Source organism: Aeromonas sp. SG16, from assembly GCF_024436135.1.
Taxonomy (GTDB): Bacteria; Pseudomonadota; Gammaproteobacteria; order Enterobacterales; family Aeromonadaceae; genus Aeromonas; species Aeromonas jandaei.
Map to the genome: position 1 here is coordinate 44,003 of NZ_JANFNW010000006.1, position 17,718 is coordinate 61,720.

The window sequence follows — 17,718 nt, forward strand, 5'->3', positions numbered from 1 at the left end:
GTCGGTGTGAAAAACCGGATAAAAATAGTGGTGAGCAATGCTCGCCACTATTTTTTTATGGCCTTTTCGGGAGTGAGTTATTTCTTCGGCCGAAATGGCTTGATGACGGTTTCGTCGCACTCCAGATAGGGCCCTTCCATCAGATCGATGCAGTAGGGAATGGCGGGGAAGACTGCATCCAGACACTCGCGGATCGACTTGGGTTTGCCCGGCAGGTTGACGATCAGGGTATCGTCGCGCAGGCCCGCAGTCTGGCGCGACAGAATGGCGGTCGGTACAAACTTGAGGGATTCGGCCCGCATCAACTCGCCAAAGCCGGGCATCATGCGATCGCATACCGCTTCGGTCGCTTCCGGGGTGACGTCCCGTTTGGCCGGGCCGGTGCCGCCAGTGGTGACGATGAGGCAGCACTGCTCCTCGTCCGCCAGCCGGATCAGGGTCGCTTCAATCTGATCCTGCTCATCGGGGATCACCTGATAGACGGGCTCCCACTCCGATGTCAGATAGGCGTTCAGGGTGTCGATGATAGCCTTGCCGGAGAGGTCATCGTAGATGCCGGCACTGGCGCGATCGCTGACGGTAACGATACCGATTTTTGCCTTGCTCATGGTCTGCTCTTGGATATCCGAAAAAGTGGTAATTAAAATAACATAATCAGTGAGATAAGTTAAATCGCCAGAAAAGCTGAGCCTTCCGGACTACGATTATCCAGTGTCGAATGAAGCAAAATATCCAGCAACAATTCATTAATCAGCAATAAAAAACAAATCACATCAGACAAAATTTTATAAGTGGCAGGTGGGCCGGATTATAAAAATAATCGTTTGATCCTTAACACAATTAAAATAGAGAGAAGCGGCCAATACTGATAATACCCCGAAGGTCGTCATCAGGCGGATTGAACCCCTTATATCGGCATTGTATACAGAGAAAGAGATGCGTGTGGAATGAGTGCGAGATAGGGATGCAGCACAGGCTGTGCTGCCCGTTGGCGTTGCCTGGGAGGGCATATGGAGTTGCCTGATTTTGACACCCTGAAAGAACTGGCTGCGAGTGAACCCTCCCGGCTGGATGCCATTCTGGAGCAGCAGATTGAACAGCTGATGGCTCGGGCCAACCCCGATCAGCAGCGCCGTTTGCGTGGGCTCCAGTTCAAGATTGACGGTCAGCGCAGGTTGGCAAAAAACAACCTCGACAGTTGTATCCGCATTGCCAATATGATGCGGGACTCCTTTTATCTGATGGGCAGTGAAATGCGACAATTTCGCGAGGAGGAGATACCTCCGCCTGAAAGCGATGGCAGTGGTAAAATAATCCGGCTGATCGACTATAAACGGCCAAAATAATCTGGCGCTATATTTAACGGTGAAGTTTGATTTGATGGAGAGTGGCAAAATAAGAACCTGCCACTCTCTTTTTATTTGTTATGGATTTTTATGTTGCTGGTGATGAAATTGTGATGAGGTTTTATTTTATTGGGCCCAAATAGATTATTCAGGGAGTTGTGATAAGGGTGGATGAATAGCGATAAAAGTTAAGCTAATATGGCCAAAATTTATTGCTACGACTCGAAGGGATTATGAGAAGTATCACACCAAGACGGGTGCTGTCGCGGGAGCAACAGACAGAGATCACCCGCATTATCGTCAAGGTGGGGCAGATGCTGGCCCAGTTTGGTGCCGAGAGCCGGATCATCGAGCAGACCACAGTACGCCTTGGCATGGCGCTGGGTCTGGAGAGCGTCGAGATGGCCATCTCCTCCAGTGCCATCGTGCTCACCAGCCTCTATCAGGGCAGTTGCGTCACTACCACCCGGCGGGTGCGCGAACACGGCATCAACATGCAGGTGGTGTGCGAGATCCAGCGCATCTGCATCATGGCAGAGAAAGAGCTGATCGGTGCCCGTGAAGTGCGCCTGCGGCTCGAAGCTATCGTCCCCTTTCACTATCACCCCTGGCTGGTTGTGCCCATGGTGGGGCTCTCCTGCGGTGCTTTCAGCCTGTTGTTTGGCGGTGACTGGCCCATCTTCGTGGTGACCTGTCTCTCTGCCGCGATCGCGATGCGGGTGCGCCAGCTGATGGCCCGCCACCACCACAGTCCGCTCATCAACTTTGCCGTGACCGGCTTTATCGCCACCCTGCTTGCCTCCAGCGCTACCTTCTTTGGCTGGGGCAGTCAGCCCTATCTCGCCATGGCGGCCAGCGTGCTGCTGCTGGTGCCGGGTTTTCCGCTCATCAATGCCGTCTCCGACATGGTGAAGGGCTACTTCAACATGGGGTTGGCACGCTGGGGCACTGCGACCCTGCTCACCATCAGCGCGGCCATCGGCATTATTCTCGCCATGTCGGTGACCGGGATCTGGGGGTGGAAGGTATGATGGATCTGCTCTGGCTACTGGCCAAGGATGCCTTCTGGTCGGCCATTCCGGCAGTCGGGTTCGCCATGTTGTTCAACGTGCCGCCGCGAATGCTGAAGTACTGCGCCATGGGTGGTGCGCTGGCCCATAGTCTGCGAACCCTGCTTATCCACTACGGCATGCCCATCGAGTGGGCGACCCTGACCGCATCCACCACCGTGGGCTTTGTCTGCGTCTACTGGTCGCGCCGTTTGCTGGCGCCGCGCCCGGTGTTCAGCGTCGCCTCCATCATCCCGATGATCCCGGGCAGCTACGCCTTCAAGACCATGATCGCGGTGGTGGAGCTCAACATCAACGGTGTGACCATGACCCTGCTCCAGAGCGCGGTGGAGAACGGCCTCAAGGCGCTCTTTATCGTGGGGGCCCTCAGTTTCGGTTTGGCGATCCCCTCCTTGGTCGTGTACCGTAACCGCCCCATAATCTGACAGATGGTGAGAAGCCCAATGAAGATTTCCATGATTGCCGCCATGGCCCACGATCGGGTGATCGGCAAGGACAACCAGATGCCCTGGCACATGCCGGCCGATCTGGCCCACTTCAAGCGGGTCACCCTTGGCAAGCCGGTATTGATGGGGCGCAAGACCTTCGAATCCATCGGTCGTCCGCTACCCGGTCGCCGTAATCTGGTGATCAGCCGCAATCCCGACTATCAGGCCGATGGTATCGAGGTGGTGGGTTCCGTCGAGGGGGCGCTGGCGCTGCTGGCCGACAACGAAGTGGCGGAAGTGATGGTGATCGGGGGAGGGCACCTCTATGCCGAGCTGCTGCCCAAGGCCGATTGCCTCTATCTGACCCGCATCGAGCTGGAGGTGGAAGGGGATACCCGCTTCCCTGCTTTTGCGGATGAGCAGTGGCAGTGTGTCGAGCGTGAAGTTCACCAGGCCGACGAGAAGAATCCGCACCCCTATCGTTTCGAAACCTGGCTGCGCAAGTAACGTCTCATGGCACAAACAACAAGGGCACCTTCGGGTGCCCTTGTTGTTATGGGGTCAGATACCCGACCCGCCGTTTTCAGCGCTCTCTTCGTGCAGGCCGCACTCGCGCTTGAGGCCGAAGAAGCGGGTCTGCTCCTCGCTCATGCCGGGCTCCCACCTGGTGGTGGTGTGCACGTCGCCCACCGAGAGGTAACCCTGTTCCCACAAGGGGTGGTAGGGGAGGTCGAACTCTTTGAGGTAGTAGTGCACATCCTTGTTGCTCCAGTCGATCACCGGCAGGAACTTGAAGCGGCCGCGCTGGATGGCCAGTACCGGCAATCCTTGGCGGCTGCCCGATTGCTCGCGGCGCAGCCCCGAGAACCAGGCGCGGGCACCCAGCTCGTTCAGGGCGCGCTCCATCGGCTCCACCTTGTTGAGCTGGTTGTAGCGGGTGATCCCCTCGACGCCCTGCTCCCACAGCTTGCCATAACGCGCCTCCTGCCAGGCGGGGGTGAGCACCGCCCGGTAGGTTTGCAGGTTGAGCCCAAGACGCTCGGTCAGCTCGTCGATAAAGCGGTAAGTCTCGGGGAAGAGATAACCGGTATCGGTCAGCACCACCGGAATCTGCGGTTGCTCGCGGCTCACCAGATGGAGCATCAGCGCCGCCTGAATGCCAAAGCTTGACGACAGGATATGGCCACCCGGCAGGTTGGCCAGCGCCCAGCGTACCCGCTCGGGTGCGCTCATCTGCTCCAGCTCCCGGTTATGGGGAGCCAGTGCCTCAACCTGTTCGTCCCGGGTCAGGGTCAGCAGGTGGTCGAGATCGAGAGTCATGATATCCCCCTCAGGCGGCGTAGAAGTCGATGGCCGAGTTGACCACAGGTGCGACGATTCCGGCGCGGATGACGAAGTCGCCAAACCCTTCGCCTGGTTCGCGCTCGCTGGCCCAGCGACCGATCAGGGCGTCCAGCTCAGCTAGGATCTGCGGCTCTGTAATGTTCTCCCGGTACATGCGCGGGATGCGCGTCCCTTCGAGGTTGCCGCCCAGATGGAGGTTGTAGCGGCCGGGTGCCTTGCCCACCAGACCTACTTCGGCCAGCATGGCGCGGCCGCAGCCGTTGGGGCAGCCGGTGACCCGGAAGACGATGGCATCGTTCGCCAGCTCGTGCTTGGCCAGCAGCCCTTCAAGTTCGGTGACGAAAGCAGGCAGCATGCGCTCCGCTTCGGCCATTGCCAGCGGGCAGGTAGGCAGGGCCACGCAGGCCATCGACTGCTTGCGCTGCTCGCTGACACCGTCATCCAGCAGGCCGTACTGGCGTGCCAGCCCTTCGATACGGGCCTTCTCGCCAGCCGGAACGCCCGCGATGATCAGGTTCTGGTTGGCGGTCAGGCGAAAATCCCCCTGATGCACCTTGGCGATCTCCAGCATGCCGGTCTTGAGCGGCTTGCCCGGGAAGTCGAGCAGGCGGCCATTCTCGATAAACAGGGTGAGGTGGTGCTTGCCGTCGATCCCCTCGACCCAACCGAAGCGATCGCCACGGCTGGTGAATTCATAGGGGCGCACTTCACCAAACTGGATGCCGGCGCGGCTCTCCACCTCGGCCTTGAAGGCCTCGACGCCAACACGTTCGAGGGTGTACTTGGTCTTGGCGTTCTTGCGATTGACCCGGTTGCCCCAGTCGCGCTGGGTGCTGACCACAGCGGCCGCCACCTCCAGCACGTGGGAGAGCGGAATAAAGCCAAAGTCGCTGGCCTTGCGTGGATAGGTGCTGGTGTCGCCGTGGGTCATGGCGAGGCCACCGCCCACCAGCACATTGAAGCCCACCAGCTTGCCGTGTTCGGCAATCGCCACGAAGTTGAGATCGTTGGCGTGGATGTCCACATCGTTGTGAGGCGGGATCACCACAGTGGTCTTGAATTTGCGCGGCAGATAGTTGGAACCCAGGATCGGCTCCTCATCACCCCCGAGCTTTTCACCGTCCAGCCAGATCTCCACGTAGGCACGGGTTTTGGGCAGCAGGTGCTCGGAGATCTTCTTGGCCCACTCGTAGGCCTCCTGATGCAGCTCGGACTCCACCGGGTTACTGGTGCAGAGCACGTTGCGATTCACGTCGCCCGCAGTGGCGATGGAATCGATGCCGGTGCTGTTGAGAGTCTGGTGCATCAGCTTGATGTCGCGCTTCAATACCCCGTGAAACTGGAAGGTCTGCCGGGTGGTGAGACGGATGCTGCCGTAGAGGGTGTTCTCTTCGGCGAACTTGTCGATCACCTGCCACTGAGCCGGAGTAATGATGCCGCCGGGCAGACGGGCGCGCAGCATGACGTTGTGCAGCGGCTCCAGCTTTTGCGCCGCGCGCTCCGGGCGGATATCGCGGTCATCCTGCTGGTACATGCCGTGGAAGCGGATCAGCTGGAAGTTGTCGCCGTTGAAGCCGCCGGTGAGCGGATCCTGCAGATCCTGCTCTATGGTGCCGCGCAGAAAGTTGCTTTCGCGTTTCAGACGTTCGTTGTCGGCCAGCGGTCCTTCGACCGGTCCCGCTTTTGGGTGAGAAAGAGGTTGTTTGCTCATCAATAGACATCCCTTTGATAACGTTTGGCACGACGCAATTCGCTCAGATACTCTTCTGCTTCCTCACGACTCTTCTGGCCGTGTTCGGCAATCACATCCAGCAGGGCCTCCTGCACATCTTTGGCCATATGATTGGCGTCGCCGCACACATAGAAGTGAGCGCCTGCTTCCAGCCACTGATAGAGCTCCTGGCCCGCTTCGCGCAGGCGGTCCTGCACATAAATCTTGTGGGCCTGATCCCGACTGAAGGCCAGCGAGATCCTCGACAGCTGCCCCGATTTCACATAACGCTGCCACTCCACCTGATAGAGGAAATCCTGGGTAAAGTGCGGATTGCCGAAGAAGAGCCAGTTCTTGCCCAAGGCCCCGATGGCTTCCCGCTCCTGCATAAAGGCACGGAACGGGGCGATGCCGGTACCCGGGCCCACCATGATGATGGGGGTATCGGGATTGGCGGGCAGGCGGAAGTTGTCGTTGTGCTCGACAAACACCCGTACCTCGGCGCCCTCTTCAAGGCGATCAGCGAGGAACGAAGAGGCACCACCACTGCGCACCGTGCCGTCCTCTTGCGGATAGCGCACCACCCCGACGGTCAGGTGCACCTCCTCTTCCACTTCGCGCTGGCTTGATGCGATGGAGTAGAGGCGCGGGGTGAGGGGGCGCAGCAGGCCGATGAGCTGCTCGGCCGTGAGTGCGGTCGGGAAGCGCTTCAGTACATCCACAATCTGGGCTGAAGCGACCAGCGCATTGACCTGGGCCTTATCGCCGGCCAGATCTTTCAGCGCCGCGTTGCCTGATATGTCAGCAAGTCCTGTGATAAAGCCGCCGTGCAGCCGGGTCAGCTCAAAGTGGCCGGTCAGGGTTGCTCGCAAAGTGCCGTGGGCCGTGGCTTCATCGCCAGAGAGGCCGGTCAGGGCCAGTACTTCACTAACCAGCTCGGCATCGTTGTCGAACCAGACGCCGAGGGCATCCCCGGGTTGGTAGCTGAGGCCAGACTCTTCAAGGTTGATCTCGATGTGGCGGATATCCTTGGTGGAATCCCGGCCGGTGATCTTCTGCTTGACCGACAGGCGGGCAGGGAAGGGGTTCTCCTTGCTGTACTGGCTGTTGCCAACCGCCTGCTGCACCGCGCTGGCCACGCTGCTGCTGGCCGCTCCGGTGGAGAGGGTCGCGGCAATGGCATTGATGGCCTGCTCGCCCCAGCTCCTGGCGGCATCCTGATAATCCACATCGAGGCTGGCGAGTTCGTGAATGCGCTCGGCCCCCGCTTTGGCGAGGAAGTCGTCAAAATCTTTGCCGGTCTGGCAGAAAAATTCGTAGGAGCTGTCACCCAGCCCCAGCACGGCGAACTTGAGGCCCTCGAGTTTACCTATCTTGCCTTTCTTCAGCTGGTCGTGGAGGTCGACGGCGCTCTCCGGCGGTTCACCCTCCCCGTAAGTGCTCACTACCACCAGCAGGTGGCTCTCTTTCTTGAGCTGCTTGGGTTTGTAGTCTGCCATCGACGCTAGGGTTACCGGTAGGCCACGGGCCTCTGCCTGCGCCTTGATGGCACTGGCGACACCTTTGGCATTGCCTGTCTGGGAGCCGTAGAGAATGGTCAGGCTGCCACTGGGCGCAGACACAGCCGCACCGGTCACGGCAGGCTGCAAGCCGGTCTGGGAGAGCCCGTAGAGATAACCGCTCACCCAGGCAAGCTGCTGGGTATTGAGGGTGGCGAGCACCTGGCTTAGCTGGCGTTGCTGCTCGTCGGAGAGGGGAGTCAGGTTGATCAGGGAGTCCTTCAATTGCATCACACACGTCTTCCATGGTCTGAGTTGTGGTCAGGTTAAGGTGTGTGATGGATAGCAACAAAGAATAAAAATATAACCTTTATTCCATTATTGCATTTAGAAAGGTATGCAGTGGCAAACGGGATAAAAAAACGCCCCGCAGTTGCGGGGCGTTTTCAAGCTATCGCGCTCGGGATGGATCCCGGCGGGCATGAACCTTACTTCTGCGGACGCAGAGCCGGGAACAGGATGACGTCGCGGATGGTGTGGCTGTTGGTGAACAGCATTACCAGACGGTCGATACCGATACCCTGACCGGCAGTCGGCGGCAGGCCGTGCTCCAGCGCGGTAACGAAGTCGGCGTCGTAGAACATGGCTTCGTCATCGCCTGCGGCTTTCTGGTCAACCTGAGCCTGGAAGCGCTCGGCCTGATCTTCTGCATCGTTCAGCTCGGAGAAGCCGTTGGCCAGCTCGCGGCCACCGATGAAGAATTCGAAGCGGTCGGTGACATCCGGGTTCACGTCGTTGCGGCGGGCCAGCGGAGAAACGGCAGCCGGATACTCGGTGATGAAGGTCGGTTGCAGCAGCATGTGTTCAACGGTCTCTTCGAAGATCGCGGTGATCACGTGGCCCAGTTCCCAGCTCTTCATCAGCTCGATCTTCAGGCGCTTGGCGACGGCAGTCGCCTTCTCCAGAGTGGCCAGATCGTCACGGGTGACATCCGGGTTGTACTTCAGGATGGAGTCAACCATGGAGAGACGCTGGAACGGCTGACCGAAATCGATGGTCAGACCCTCTTCGCCCTCTTTGGCGTAACGGATCTTGGTGTCGCCCAGAATGTCCTGTGCCAGAGTGCGCAGCATCTCTTCGGTCAGGTCCATCAGGTCGATGTAGTCGGCGTAGGCCATATAGAACTCGAGCATGGTGAACTCTGGGTTATGGCGAACGGAGATACCTTCGTTACGGAAGTTGCGGTTGATCTCGTAGACACGCTCGAAACCACCAACCACCAGACGCTTCAGATAGAGTTCCGGAGCGATACGCAGGTACATGTCGATGTCCAGCGCATTGTGGTGGGTGATGAACGGACGGGCAGAAGCACCACCCGGGATGACCTGCATCATGGGGGTTTCCACTTCCATGAAACGCTTGTCGTTCAGGAACTTGCGGATACCGGCAACCACTTTGGTACGGGTTACGAAGGTCTTGCGGGACTCTTCGTTGGCGATCAGGTCCAGATAACGCTGACGGCAGCGAGCTTCCTGGTCGGTCAGACCCTTGTGCTTCTCGGGCAGCGGACGCAGCGCCTTGGTCAGCAGACGGATGTCGGAGACATGGATGGAGAGTTCACCGGTCTGGGTCTTGAACAGAGTACCTTCGACACCCACGATGTCGCCCAGATCCCACTTCTTGAACTGCTCGTTGTAGAAACCTTCCGGCAGGTCGTCGCGAGTGACGTAGACCTGGATCTTGCCGGCCATGTCCTGCAGGGTGGCGAAAGAAGCCTTGCCCATGATCCGGCGGGTCATGATGCGACCGGCAATCTTCACCCGTTTACCCAGGCTCGTCAGCTCCTCGGCGCTCTTGTCGCCAAACTCTGCCTGCAGATCGCCGGAGAGGCTGTCACGACGGAAGTCGTTGGGGAAAGGATTGCCCTGGGCGCGCAGGGCGGCCAGCTTGGAACGACGCTCAGTCATCTCGTTGTTGAGTTCGAGTGTTTGATCGACTTCCGGAGTGATGGTTTGTTCAGACATGGTGATTCCTGCTTGTTTACAGACCTGATTTCAGGCTGGCTTCGATAAACTTGTCCAAGTCACCGTCGAGCACCGATTGGGTATTACGGGTTTCGACGCCGGTGCGCAGATCCTTGATACGGGAGTCATCCAGCACATAGGAACGGATCTGGCTGCCCCATCCGATATCGGACTTGGTCTCTTCCAGGGCTTGTTTTTCAGCATTCTGCTTCTGAATTTCCAGCTCGTAGAGCTTGGCTTTCAGCTGCTTCATACACTGGTCTTTGTTTTTGTGCTGGGATCGGTCGTTCTGGCACTGTACCACGACACCGGTCGGGACGTGGGTAATACGCACCGCGGATTCGGTACGGTTAACGTGCTGACCACCGGCACCTGAGGCGCGGTAGACGTCGATACGCAGGTCGGCGGGGTTGATATCGATTTCAATATCGTCGTCGATTTCCGGGTAGACGAACACAGAACAGAAAGAGGTGTGGCGGCGACCGCCAGAGTCGAACGGGGACTTGCGTACCAGACGGTGCACGCCGGTTTCAGTACGCAGCCAGCCGAAGGCATATTCGCCGGTGAACTTGATGGTGGCGGACTTGATGCCGGCCACGTCGCCCTCGGAGCATTCGATCAGCTCGGGCTTGTAACCGTGGGCATCGCCCCAGCGCAGATACATGCGCAGCACCATGTTGGCCCAATCCTGCGCTTCGGTACCACCGGAGCCGGATTGAATATCGATATAGCAGTCGGAGCCGTCGTGCTGGCCGGAGAACATGCGGCGGAACTCGAGGTCCACCAGCTTGGCTTCCAGCTGTTCGGATTCGGCGATGGCTTCGTTGAAGGTCTCTTCGTCTTCCCCTTCCACGGCCAGGCTGACCAGCATCTCGACGTCATCCACGCCCTGGGTCAGGGTGTCGATGGTGCCGACTACGTTTTCCAGCGCTACGCGCTCTTTGCCCAGCGCCTGTGCGCGCTCGGGTTCATTCCATACATCCGGCTGTTCCAGCTCGGCATTGACCTCTTCCAGACGCTCTTTCTTGGCGTCATAGTCAAAGGTACCCCCTAAGAAGCTCGGTCCGCTCAGACAGCTCCTTAAGTTTATTTAAAACGGGATTAACTTCGAACATCGTGAAAACTCTCAGGATCGATGTGATTTGAAAACGGGTCATTCTAGCCAATTGTGGAAGGAATAAACAGGGTTGCCTGAGTTTACGCGCGCTAGGTGAGCAATTTCTGATGCAGTTTTCCGCGCGTCAGGAGAAAATATCGCCCGTCGATCCATTTTCCTGTTCAGTTTTGGAGCAGGGGGTCGCTAATGACTACTAGCGTTCGGTGTACATACGAGATAACTGCTTCCTAACCTCAAATAAGAAGAACAGATGATGAAAAACCTATCACTCAAACAGAAGATACTGTTGTCGGTGGTGATTGCCCTTTCGTTGGTGATCCTGATGCTCTCCTGGCAGAGCTATAGCAGCCAGAAAAACCTGTTGCTGCAGGGCAGCCAGGAGCAGGTTCAGCGTCTTGGCAACCAGCAGGCCACCAGCGTCAGCGACTGGCTCGCAGCCCGCCGCGACGTCATTCAGGCGCTGGGCAGCAAGGCGGGAGCCGAACCCCTCAACGCCCTGCAACAGGCACAGGTTTCCGGCCGCTTCCAGCTCACCTATTTTGGCGAGAGCAGTGGCAAGATGAACGACTCCGACCCCTCCATCAACCGCAGTGGCTATGACCCGCGCTCCCGTGGCTGGTATCAGGAAGCCATGGCCAAGGGGGGTCTCATCGTGACCAAACCCTATCTGGATGTGGCCTACAACATCATGGTGGTGACCCTGGCCCAGCCGGCTCAGGGTGGCGTAGTGGGGGGCGACCTTTCCATCGCTTCGCTGGTGGAAGACGTCACCAAGATGAAACTGCCGGCCGACGGCTTTGCCATCATGATGCACAAGGATGGCACCGTCATCGCCTACAAGGATGCCGCCAAGGCGATGAAGCCGGCCACCGAGATCGACAACGATCTGACCAATGCCCTGATCGAACAGAGCAAGGCGAGTCAGGGGCTGGTGCCTGCCTACTTCGAAAACGAAGGGCGTGACAAGCTGCTGTGGGCGACCGACATTCCCGATACCGACTGGGAGCTGGTACTGGTGCTGGACAAGGATACCCTTGAGGCGCCGCTCTCCTCCCTGCTGATGACCCAGCTCGGTCTGGCGCTGCTGGTGCTGGTGGGCAGCATCCTCGCCATCTCCTGGCTGGTCAGCATGCTGCTTGGCCCGCTCAGCAAGGTATCCCAGGCACTGGCTCGCATCGCCGATGGTAACGGTGACCTGACCCAGCGTATCAAGATCGACGCCAACGATGAAGTGGGTCAGCTGGCCAACAGCTTCAACCGCTTCGTCGGCAGCCAGCACCAGCTGATCGCCAATATCCGCCAGCTGGCCAACGAGTTGAACGCCGATGCCGAGCGCAGTCTGGTGACCAACCAGGCCGCCGTGGACGAGCTGCAGCGTCAGCAGCAGGAGGTGACCATGGTTGCCACTGCGGTCACCGAGATGGCGAGCGCCACCATGGAGATCGCCGGTAACGCCGAAAACACTGCCGCCGCTGCCCAGCAATCGACCATGAGCAGCGAACAGGGCAAGAAGCTGGTGCACAAGACCCGCGCCTCCATCAACAATCTGGCGCAAGAGGTGGGGCAGGCCACCGAGGTTATCGGCGAGCTGAGCCGTCATGCTCAGGCCATCTCCGGCATTCTCTCCACCATTCAGGGCATTGCCGAGCAGACCAACCTGCTGGCACTGAACGCCGCCATCGAAGCGGCTCGTGCCGGTGAGCAGGGCCGCGGCTTTGCCGTGGTGGCCGATGAGGTGCGGGTGCTCTCCAAGCGTACCCAGGACTCCACCCAGGAGATCCACGCCACCATCGAGACCCTGCAGCAGACTACTGCCCGCGCGGTAAGCCTGATGCAGACCAGTCAGGGGCTGGCGGACAACAGCGTACAGGATGCCGATGCTGCCGCCGCTGCGCTGGAGGAGATCACCCAGGCCGTATCGCTCATCTCCGACATGGCTGGCCAGATCGCCACCGCTGCCGAGGAGCAGACTCAGGTCACCGGCGAGATCACCCAGAACACCACCGCCATCAAGGATGTGAGTGACGAGATCACCGCCGCCGCGATGCGCGATCTGGATCAGGCCGAGAGCCTCAAGGGGCGGGCGACCGACCTCAACAAGCAGGTCTCGACCTTTATCCTGTAAGTTCTGAAGCGCGGCAGCACGGCCGCCCGAGAAAGCCCCGCACTCTGCCGAGTGCGGGGCTTTTTATTTATCTATCTCGCAGGTATGGCCGAACTAATGAAGTGCAGAAAGAGTGACGAGTTGAGGTCGCCCGCATGCAGAAATGGCAGAGCCCACCAAAGGTGGGCTCTGTTCTTATACGTCTGACAGGAAGGGGTATTAGAGGAATGGCATTGCCATAAACAGCTTGATCACCATGGCGTTGATGATGTCGATAAAGAAGGCGCCCACCATGGGTACCACCAGAAACGCCAGGTGGGAGGGGCCGAAGCGCTGGGTGATGGCCTGCATGTTGGCAATCGCGGTCGGGGTAGCACCCAGACCAAAGCCGCAGTGGCCTGCCGCCAGCACGGCCGCATCGTAATTTTTGCCCATGACCCGGAAGGTGACGAAGATGGCGTAGAGCGCCATCGCCACGGTCTGGGCGGCCAGCAGGATGAAGATGGGCAGCGCCAGGCTGGCCAGATCCCACAGTTTCAGGCTCATCAGTGCCATCGCCAGGAACAATGACAGGCTGACGTTGCCCAGCAGCGATACTTCGCGATCGCTTACTTCATGCCAGTTGAAGAGAGTGAGCAGGTTGCGCAGCAATACGCCGACAAACAGCACGCAGACGAAGATGGGCAGCTCCAGCGCACTCCCCTTGAGGTAGGCGGAGAGCAGCTCGCCCCCTTTCAGGCTGATGGCGATAAGGGCCAGGGTCTCGATCAGGCTGAAGGTGGTCAGCGGGCGCTCCATATCGGGCATCTCGAAGCCTTGCGGCGCGTCATCGCGGTTGTGCTCCTCGCCGGGCACCTCCACTTTTTTGACCAGATAGCGGGCTACCGGGCCACCGATCAGACCACCCAGCACAAGACCAAAGGTGGCGCAGGCGATGGCCAGCTCGGCGGCGGACTGCACCCCGTACTTCTCGGAGAAGGTGGCACTCCAGGCCGCGCCGGTACCGTGACCGCCGGAGAGGGTGATGGAACCGGCCAGCAGCCCCATGTGGGGATCAAGGCCCAGCATGGTGGCCAGCGTGACCCCCAGACTGTTCTGCACCAGCAGCAGGCCGGTGACCACCATCAGAAAGGTGACCACCGCCTTGCCGCCGCGTTTCAGGCTGGCGAGATCGGCAGAGAGACCGATGGAGGCGAAAAATGCCAGCATCAGCGGGGTTTGCAGGCTGGTATCGAATTGCAGTTCCAGCTGCATGGTGGAGCGCAGCAGCAGCAGGATCAGGGCAACGACCAGACCGCCAGCGACCGGTTTGGGGATGTTGAAGGTGCGCAGCAGTCCGACACGGGTGACCAGCATGCGGCCAAGCAGCAGTACCAGAGTGGCAGCGACCAGGGTTGCGTAGGAATCAAGTTGTAACATTCAGTACTCCCATGTTGATTGGCTGTGCCTTCGGGGTGAAGACTCACAGATTCAGCCGGGATAAAAACAGTGTGGCTTATGTGCCAGCAAAGAAGGGGAAACATCTCCCCGCCCCAGCAAATATGGGGCTTGTGCGGGCCTGAAATGCTCAGGCATCCAGATGAGATTTTAGTAAAATCCGGCGGATTGTAGCAAAAAGCATCGTTTAATTCCATCTTTGTCGTATTAATGCTCGTTTTAGTGTCTTATTGTGAAATTTAACACCATTGAGGTATGGCAACTAAACGCCGAAAAGGCGCAGAGAACGGCTGTCATTTGAGGCGTCAGTCTCTATAATTCGCCGGTTTCCAGCCCGCGGCGGAAACGGACGGGATTCGAGCAGTTGGTTCGCCCCGCATGGTTTATCATTCGCGGGTTTCCGGCCCACAGAGAGGAGAGGGTGTGAAGAAGTCCATCTACATCGCCTACACAGGCGGCACCATAGGGATGCAGCGTTCCGACCACGGTTATGTGCCGATGGCGGGCTTTATGGAAGACTGTCTGGCGCGGATGCCCGAGTTCCATCGTCCCGAGATGCCGGATTACCATATCCACGAATATGCCCCTCTCATCGACTCCTCCGACATGACCCCGGCGGACTGGCAGCGCATCGCCGAGGATATTCGCGACAACTACGACAAGTACGATGGTTTCGTCATTTTGCACGGCACCGACACCATGTCGTTCACCGCCTCGGCGCTCTCCTTCATGCTGGAGGATCTGCACAAGCCGGTCATCATCACCGGCTCCCAGATCCCGCTGGCCGAGCTGCGCTCCGACGGTCAGCAAAACTTGCTCAACGCCCTCTATATCGCGGCCAACTACCCGATCCACGAGGTGACGCTGTTCTTCAACAATCAGCTCTATCGCGGCAACCGCAGCAAGAAGGTGCACGCCGATGGCTTCCACGCCTTCGATTCGCCCAACTATCCGCCGCTGCTCAATGCCGGGATCGCCATTTCGCTGGAAGCGGGCGAGCTGGGCGTGCCCTCCGAGCGGCCGCTGGTGCTGCACGACATCACCCCCCAGCCCATCGGCGTGGTGACCCTCTATCCGGGTATCTCCAGCGAGGTGATCGCCAACATCCTGCAACAGCCGGTGAAGGCGCTGATCCTGCTCTCGTTCGGGGTGGGCAATGCGCCGCAGAACCCGGCCATGCTGGCGCTGCTCTCCGAGGCATCGGCCCGCGGCGTCATCATTGTCAACCTGAGCCAGTGCCTGCACGGCAAGGTCAATATGGGGGGCTATGCCACCGGCAACGCCCTGTCGCGGGCCGGTGTCATCTCGGGCTTTGACATGACCGCCGAAGCGGCGCTCACCAAGCTGCACTTCCTGTTGAGCCAGGACTTGCCCTCCCACCGGATTCGCGAGTTGATGCAGCAGTCGCTGCGTGGGGAGCTGACTCCCTGAGCGTTGCGGCCCTCACCCTAACCCTCTCCCGGCGGGAGAGGGGATAGATCGAGGTGCTGTTGGCCACGAGGCTTGCCATGAAGATCGCCGGCAGGTGGCCCGCTTACTCTCCGCAGGCTGTGAGCCTGCTCCTTTCTCCCCAGGCGGGAGAAGGGGTGGGGATGAGTCATCCTGCATAGATAGGAAAAAGAGGGGAGCCATGATGGCTCCCCTCTCTGTTCTGGCCGCCGTGAGCGGCCTGCCGGGTCAGGCTCAGTGGTTGAGGTCGACCCGGACTATCTCTTCCTCGTCGCGATACTGACGTTTGAGCTCGCTCTTGCTCTTCATCACGATCTCGCCGTCGCGGCCGATGTTCATGTGCTCCGGGTTGTCGAGGTGCATCGCCTGCCAGGCCATCACGGCTTGCAGCGACGTGGCCTTCTGCTCGTCGGTAAGGGGCTTGCCATCGGGCCACTTGCCCAGCTCGACTGCGGTCTTGAGCCGCTCGTACACCTCTGCGGGCATCTGCCTGATTGCTTGCAAAAACTCACCCTGTTGAAACGACATCCGGCCTTCTCCTTGCACATTGAGTCATGACGAATCGGGATCAGGCAGGCAGATCCTGGCGGACTACGCCAGCCATCTGCTCCATCACCCGCACTACCTGACAACTGTACCCGAACTCGTTGTCATACCATACGTAGAGCACGCAGTGATCCCCCTCGGCGATGGTCGCCTGGGAGTCGACGATGCCCGCATAACGGGAACCCACCATGTCGGAGGAGACCAGCTCGGTGCTGGCGCTGAAGTCGATCTGGCGATGCAGGGCCGAGCTTAGCGCCATCTGTTGCAGATAGGCGTTGAGGCTCTCCCGATCGGTGGCCTGCTCCAGCGACAGATTGATAATCGCCAGCGAGACATTGGGGGTCGGCACCCGGATGGCGTTGCCGGTCAGCTTGCCCTTGAGCTCGGGCAGCGCCTTGGCCACCGCCTTGGCGGCGCCGGTGCTGGTCATCACCATATTGAGAGCGGCGCTGCGACCGCGGCGCTCGCCCTTGTGATAGTTGTCGATGAGGTTCTGATCGTTGGTGTAGGAGTGGACCGTCTCCACGTGGCCGTGGCGGATGCCGTACCGCTCCTGCATCACCTTGAGCACCGGGGTGATGGCGTTGGTGGTGCAGGAGGCGGCGGAGATGATCTTGTCATCCGGCCCAATCACCTCGTGGTTGACCCCGAACACCACGTTCTTCATCTCCCCCTTGCCGGGAGCGGTCAGCAGCACCTTGCCGGCACCGCGCGCTTTCAGGTGCTCGGAGAGACCCGCCTCATCGCGCCAGACCCCGGTGTTGTCGACGATCAGCGCATCGTGAATGCCGTAGGCGGTGTAGTCGATGTCGGCCGGGCTGTTGGCGTAGATCACCTGAATGAAGGTGCCGTTGGCTATGATGGCGCTGCGCTCCGCATCCACCTCGATGGAGCCGTTGAAGGGGCCGTGCACCGAGTCGCGGCGCAGCAGGCTGGCGCGTTTCTCCAGATCTCCGTCGCGACCGCCACGCACCACGATGGCGCGCAGGCGCAGCGGATTGGCGGCGCCGGTGCGCTCGATGAGCAGGCGGGCCAGCAGGCGGCCGATGCGGCCAAAGCCGTAGAGCACCACGTCGGTCGGCTGCGGCATCTGGCTGCGGCCAAGGGCCGGTGCCAGTCGCGCTTGCAGATAGTCCTCGATCCCCGCCTCATCCTGATGATCCTGCCAGTAACCGACCGCCAGCTTGCCAAGGTCTACCTCGGCGGCGGTGGGTTTGAGGGCAACGATGGCCTGGAGCAGGGGGAAGCTTTGCTGGATGGGGAGGGGAGCGCCCTGGTGGCGGCGAACGACCCGGTGGGCCTTGAGGATATCGATGGTGGAGGCGTTTTGCAGCGGGCGGCCGTAGAGGGTGATCTCGACCCCTTGTTGTCGGTAGAGGCGACCAATCAAGGGCTGCATGGCTTCGGCGAGCTCCTGGCTCTCCTGCCACGTTTGCAGATAGTGCTCGTGGGTCATTGACCAGATCCTTTATTTCACGTTGTTGGTGCAAATAGAAAATTCGTCGAATGCAGATCAGTGTAGGGGTGTCGATTTCGTTATAGTATTCTGCAATCGCGGCCTTATACGGCGCGCGCATTGTAATGGATATGTAACCGGTTTGCTAGCCGAAGGTGGCCACATAAGGCTCCAGTTGTTGCCAGTC

The 17,718-nt window shown here is 59.5% G+C and carries 15 protein-coding genes; 6 read left to right on the top strand and 9 right to left on the bottom strand.

What is annotated here, in order from left to right; translation table 11 throughout:
- Window positions 1-77: 77 nt before the first annotated feature.
- A complete protein-coding gene (mog, locus tag NOM67_RS14675; RefSeq protein WP_255938256.1) occupies window positions 78-608 on the bottom strand; it encodes a molybdopterin adenylyltransferase in 531 nt (176 codons plus the stop codon).
- Between the two features lie 402 nt (window positions 609-1,010).
- On the opposite strand from mog, the gene NOM67_RS14680 reads away from it, so the two are divergent.
- The 4 genes from NOM67_RS14680 to folA all read left to right on the top strand — a co-directional run bounded on the left by NOM67_RS14680 (window position 1,011) and on the right by folA (window position 3,351).
- The gene (locus NOM67_RS14680) at window positions 1,011-1,346 is read left to right on the top strand and encodes a DUF3135 domain-containing protein (RefSeq protein ID WP_198505853.1); all 336 of its coding nucleotides are present in this window, start codon (window positions 1,011-1,013) and stop codon (window positions 1,344-1,346) included.
- A 233-nt stretch (window positions 1,347-1,579) separates the two neighbouring features.
- Window positions 1,580-2,377, top strand: coding sequence for a threonine/serine exporter family protein (locus NOM67_RS14685; protein WP_042029862.1), 798 nt, complete (start codon window positions 1,580-1,582; stop codon window positions 2,375-2,377).
- A complete protein-coding gene (locus NOM67_RS14690; RefSeq protein ID WP_156853061.1) occupies window positions 2,374-2,841 on the top strand; it encodes a threonine/serine exporter family protein in 468 nt (155 codons plus the stop codon). Before NOM67_RS14685 ends, NOM67_RS14690 begins: the two co-directional genes overlap by 4 nt.
- A gap of 18 nt (window positions 2,842-2,859) precedes the next feature.
- Complete coding sequence (gene folA / locus NOM67_RS14695) at window positions 2,860-3,351, top strand: type 3 dihydrofolate reductase (protein ID WP_215805465.1); 492 nt, start codon at window positions 2,860-2,862, stop codon at window positions 3,349-3,351.
- A gap of 54 nt (window positions 3,352-3,405) precedes the next feature.
- Here folA and NOM67_RS14700 read toward each other — a convergent pair whose 3' ends face one another.
- The 5 genes from NOM67_RS14700 to prfB form a co-directional block, all read right to left on the bottom strand.
- The gene (locus tag NOM67_RS14700) at window positions 3,406-4,167 is read right to left on the bottom strand and encodes a phosphoadenylyl-sulfate reductase (RefSeq protein WP_370689169.1); all 762 of its coding nucleotides are present in this window, start codon (window positions 4,165-4,167) and stop codon (window positions 3,406-3,408) included.
- A 7-nt stretch (window positions 4,168-4,174) separates the two neighbouring features.
- A complete protein-coding gene (gene cysI / locus NOM67_RS14705; protein ID WP_255938265.1) occupies window positions 4,175-5,899 on the bottom strand; it encodes an assimilatory sulfite reductase (NADPH) hemoprotein subunit in 1,725 nt (574 codons plus the stop codon).
- Entirely contained in the window at window positions 5,899-7,689 is a 1,791-nt protein-coding gene (locus NOM67_RS14710; RefSeq protein WP_255938496.1) for an assimilatory sulfite reductase (NADPH) flavoprotein subunit, read from the bottom strand. Before NOM67_RS14710 ends, cysI begins: the two co-directional genes overlap by 1 nt.
- Window positions 7,690-7,886: 197 nt before the next feature.
- Entirely contained in the window at window positions 7,887-9,422 is a 1,536-nt protein-coding gene (lysS, locus tag NOM67_RS14715) for a lysine--tRNA ligase (protein WP_033112728.1), read from the bottom strand.
- A gap of 16 nt (window positions 9,423-9,438) precedes the next feature.
- Window positions 9,439-10,537, bottom strand: a protein-coding gene (gene prfB, locus NOM67_RS14720) for a peptide chain release factor 2 (protein WP_104014039.1) whose coding sequence is annotated in 2 segments (ribosomal slippage) — window positions 9,439-10,461 and window positions 10,463-10,537 — 1,098 coding nt in all. Because the reading frame shifts where the segments join, the coding sequence is not laid out codon by codon here.
- Between the two features lie 255 nt (window positions 10,538-10,792).
- Between prfB and NOM67_RS14725 the strand changes: the two genes are divergently transcribed.
- Window positions 10,793-12,664: a methyl-accepting chemotaxis protein gene (locus tag NOM67_RS14725; RefSeq protein WP_255938267.1), complete on the top strand. Its 1,872-nt coding sequence runs from the start codon at window positions 10,793-10,795 to the stop codon at window positions 12,662-12,664.
- 198 nt (window positions 12,665-12,862) lie between these two features.
- On the opposite strand, the gene gltS is transcribed toward NOM67_RS14725, so the two are convergent.
- Window positions 12,863-14,062, bottom strand: a complete 1,200-nt coding sequence (gltS, locus tag NOM67_RS14730; protein ID WP_042029850.1) for a sodium/glutamate symporter — start codon at window positions 14,060-14,062, stop codon at window positions 12,863-12,865.
- A gap of 441 nt (window positions 14,063-14,503) precedes the next feature.
- Here gltS and ansA point away from each other — a divergent pair, with 441 nt between their 5' ends.
- On the top strand, window positions 14,504-15,511 hold the full coding sequence (gene ansA, locus NOM67_RS14735) for an asparaginase (RefSeq protein WP_005354141.1): 1,008 nt from the start codon (window positions 14,504-14,506) through the stop codon (window positions 15,509-15,511).
- Window positions 15,512-15,763: 252 nt separating this feature from the next.
- Here ansA and NOM67_RS14740 read toward each other — a convergent pair whose 3' ends face one another.
- Both NOM67_RS14740 and NOM67_RS14745 read right to left on the bottom strand, forming a co-directional pair.
- Window positions 15,764-16,057: a YeaC family protein gene (locus NOM67_RS14740; RefSeq protein ID WP_011707127.1), complete on the bottom strand. Its 294-nt coding sequence runs from the start codon at window positions 16,055-16,057 to the stop codon at window positions 15,764-15,766.
- Between the two features lie 40 nt (window positions 16,058-16,097).
- Entirely contained in the window at window positions 16,098-17,531 is a 1,434-nt protein-coding gene (locus NOM67_RS14745; RefSeq protein WP_255938311.1) for a glyceraldehyde-3-phosphate dehydrogenase, read from the bottom strand.
- Window positions 17,532-17,718: the final 187 nt, after the last annotated feature.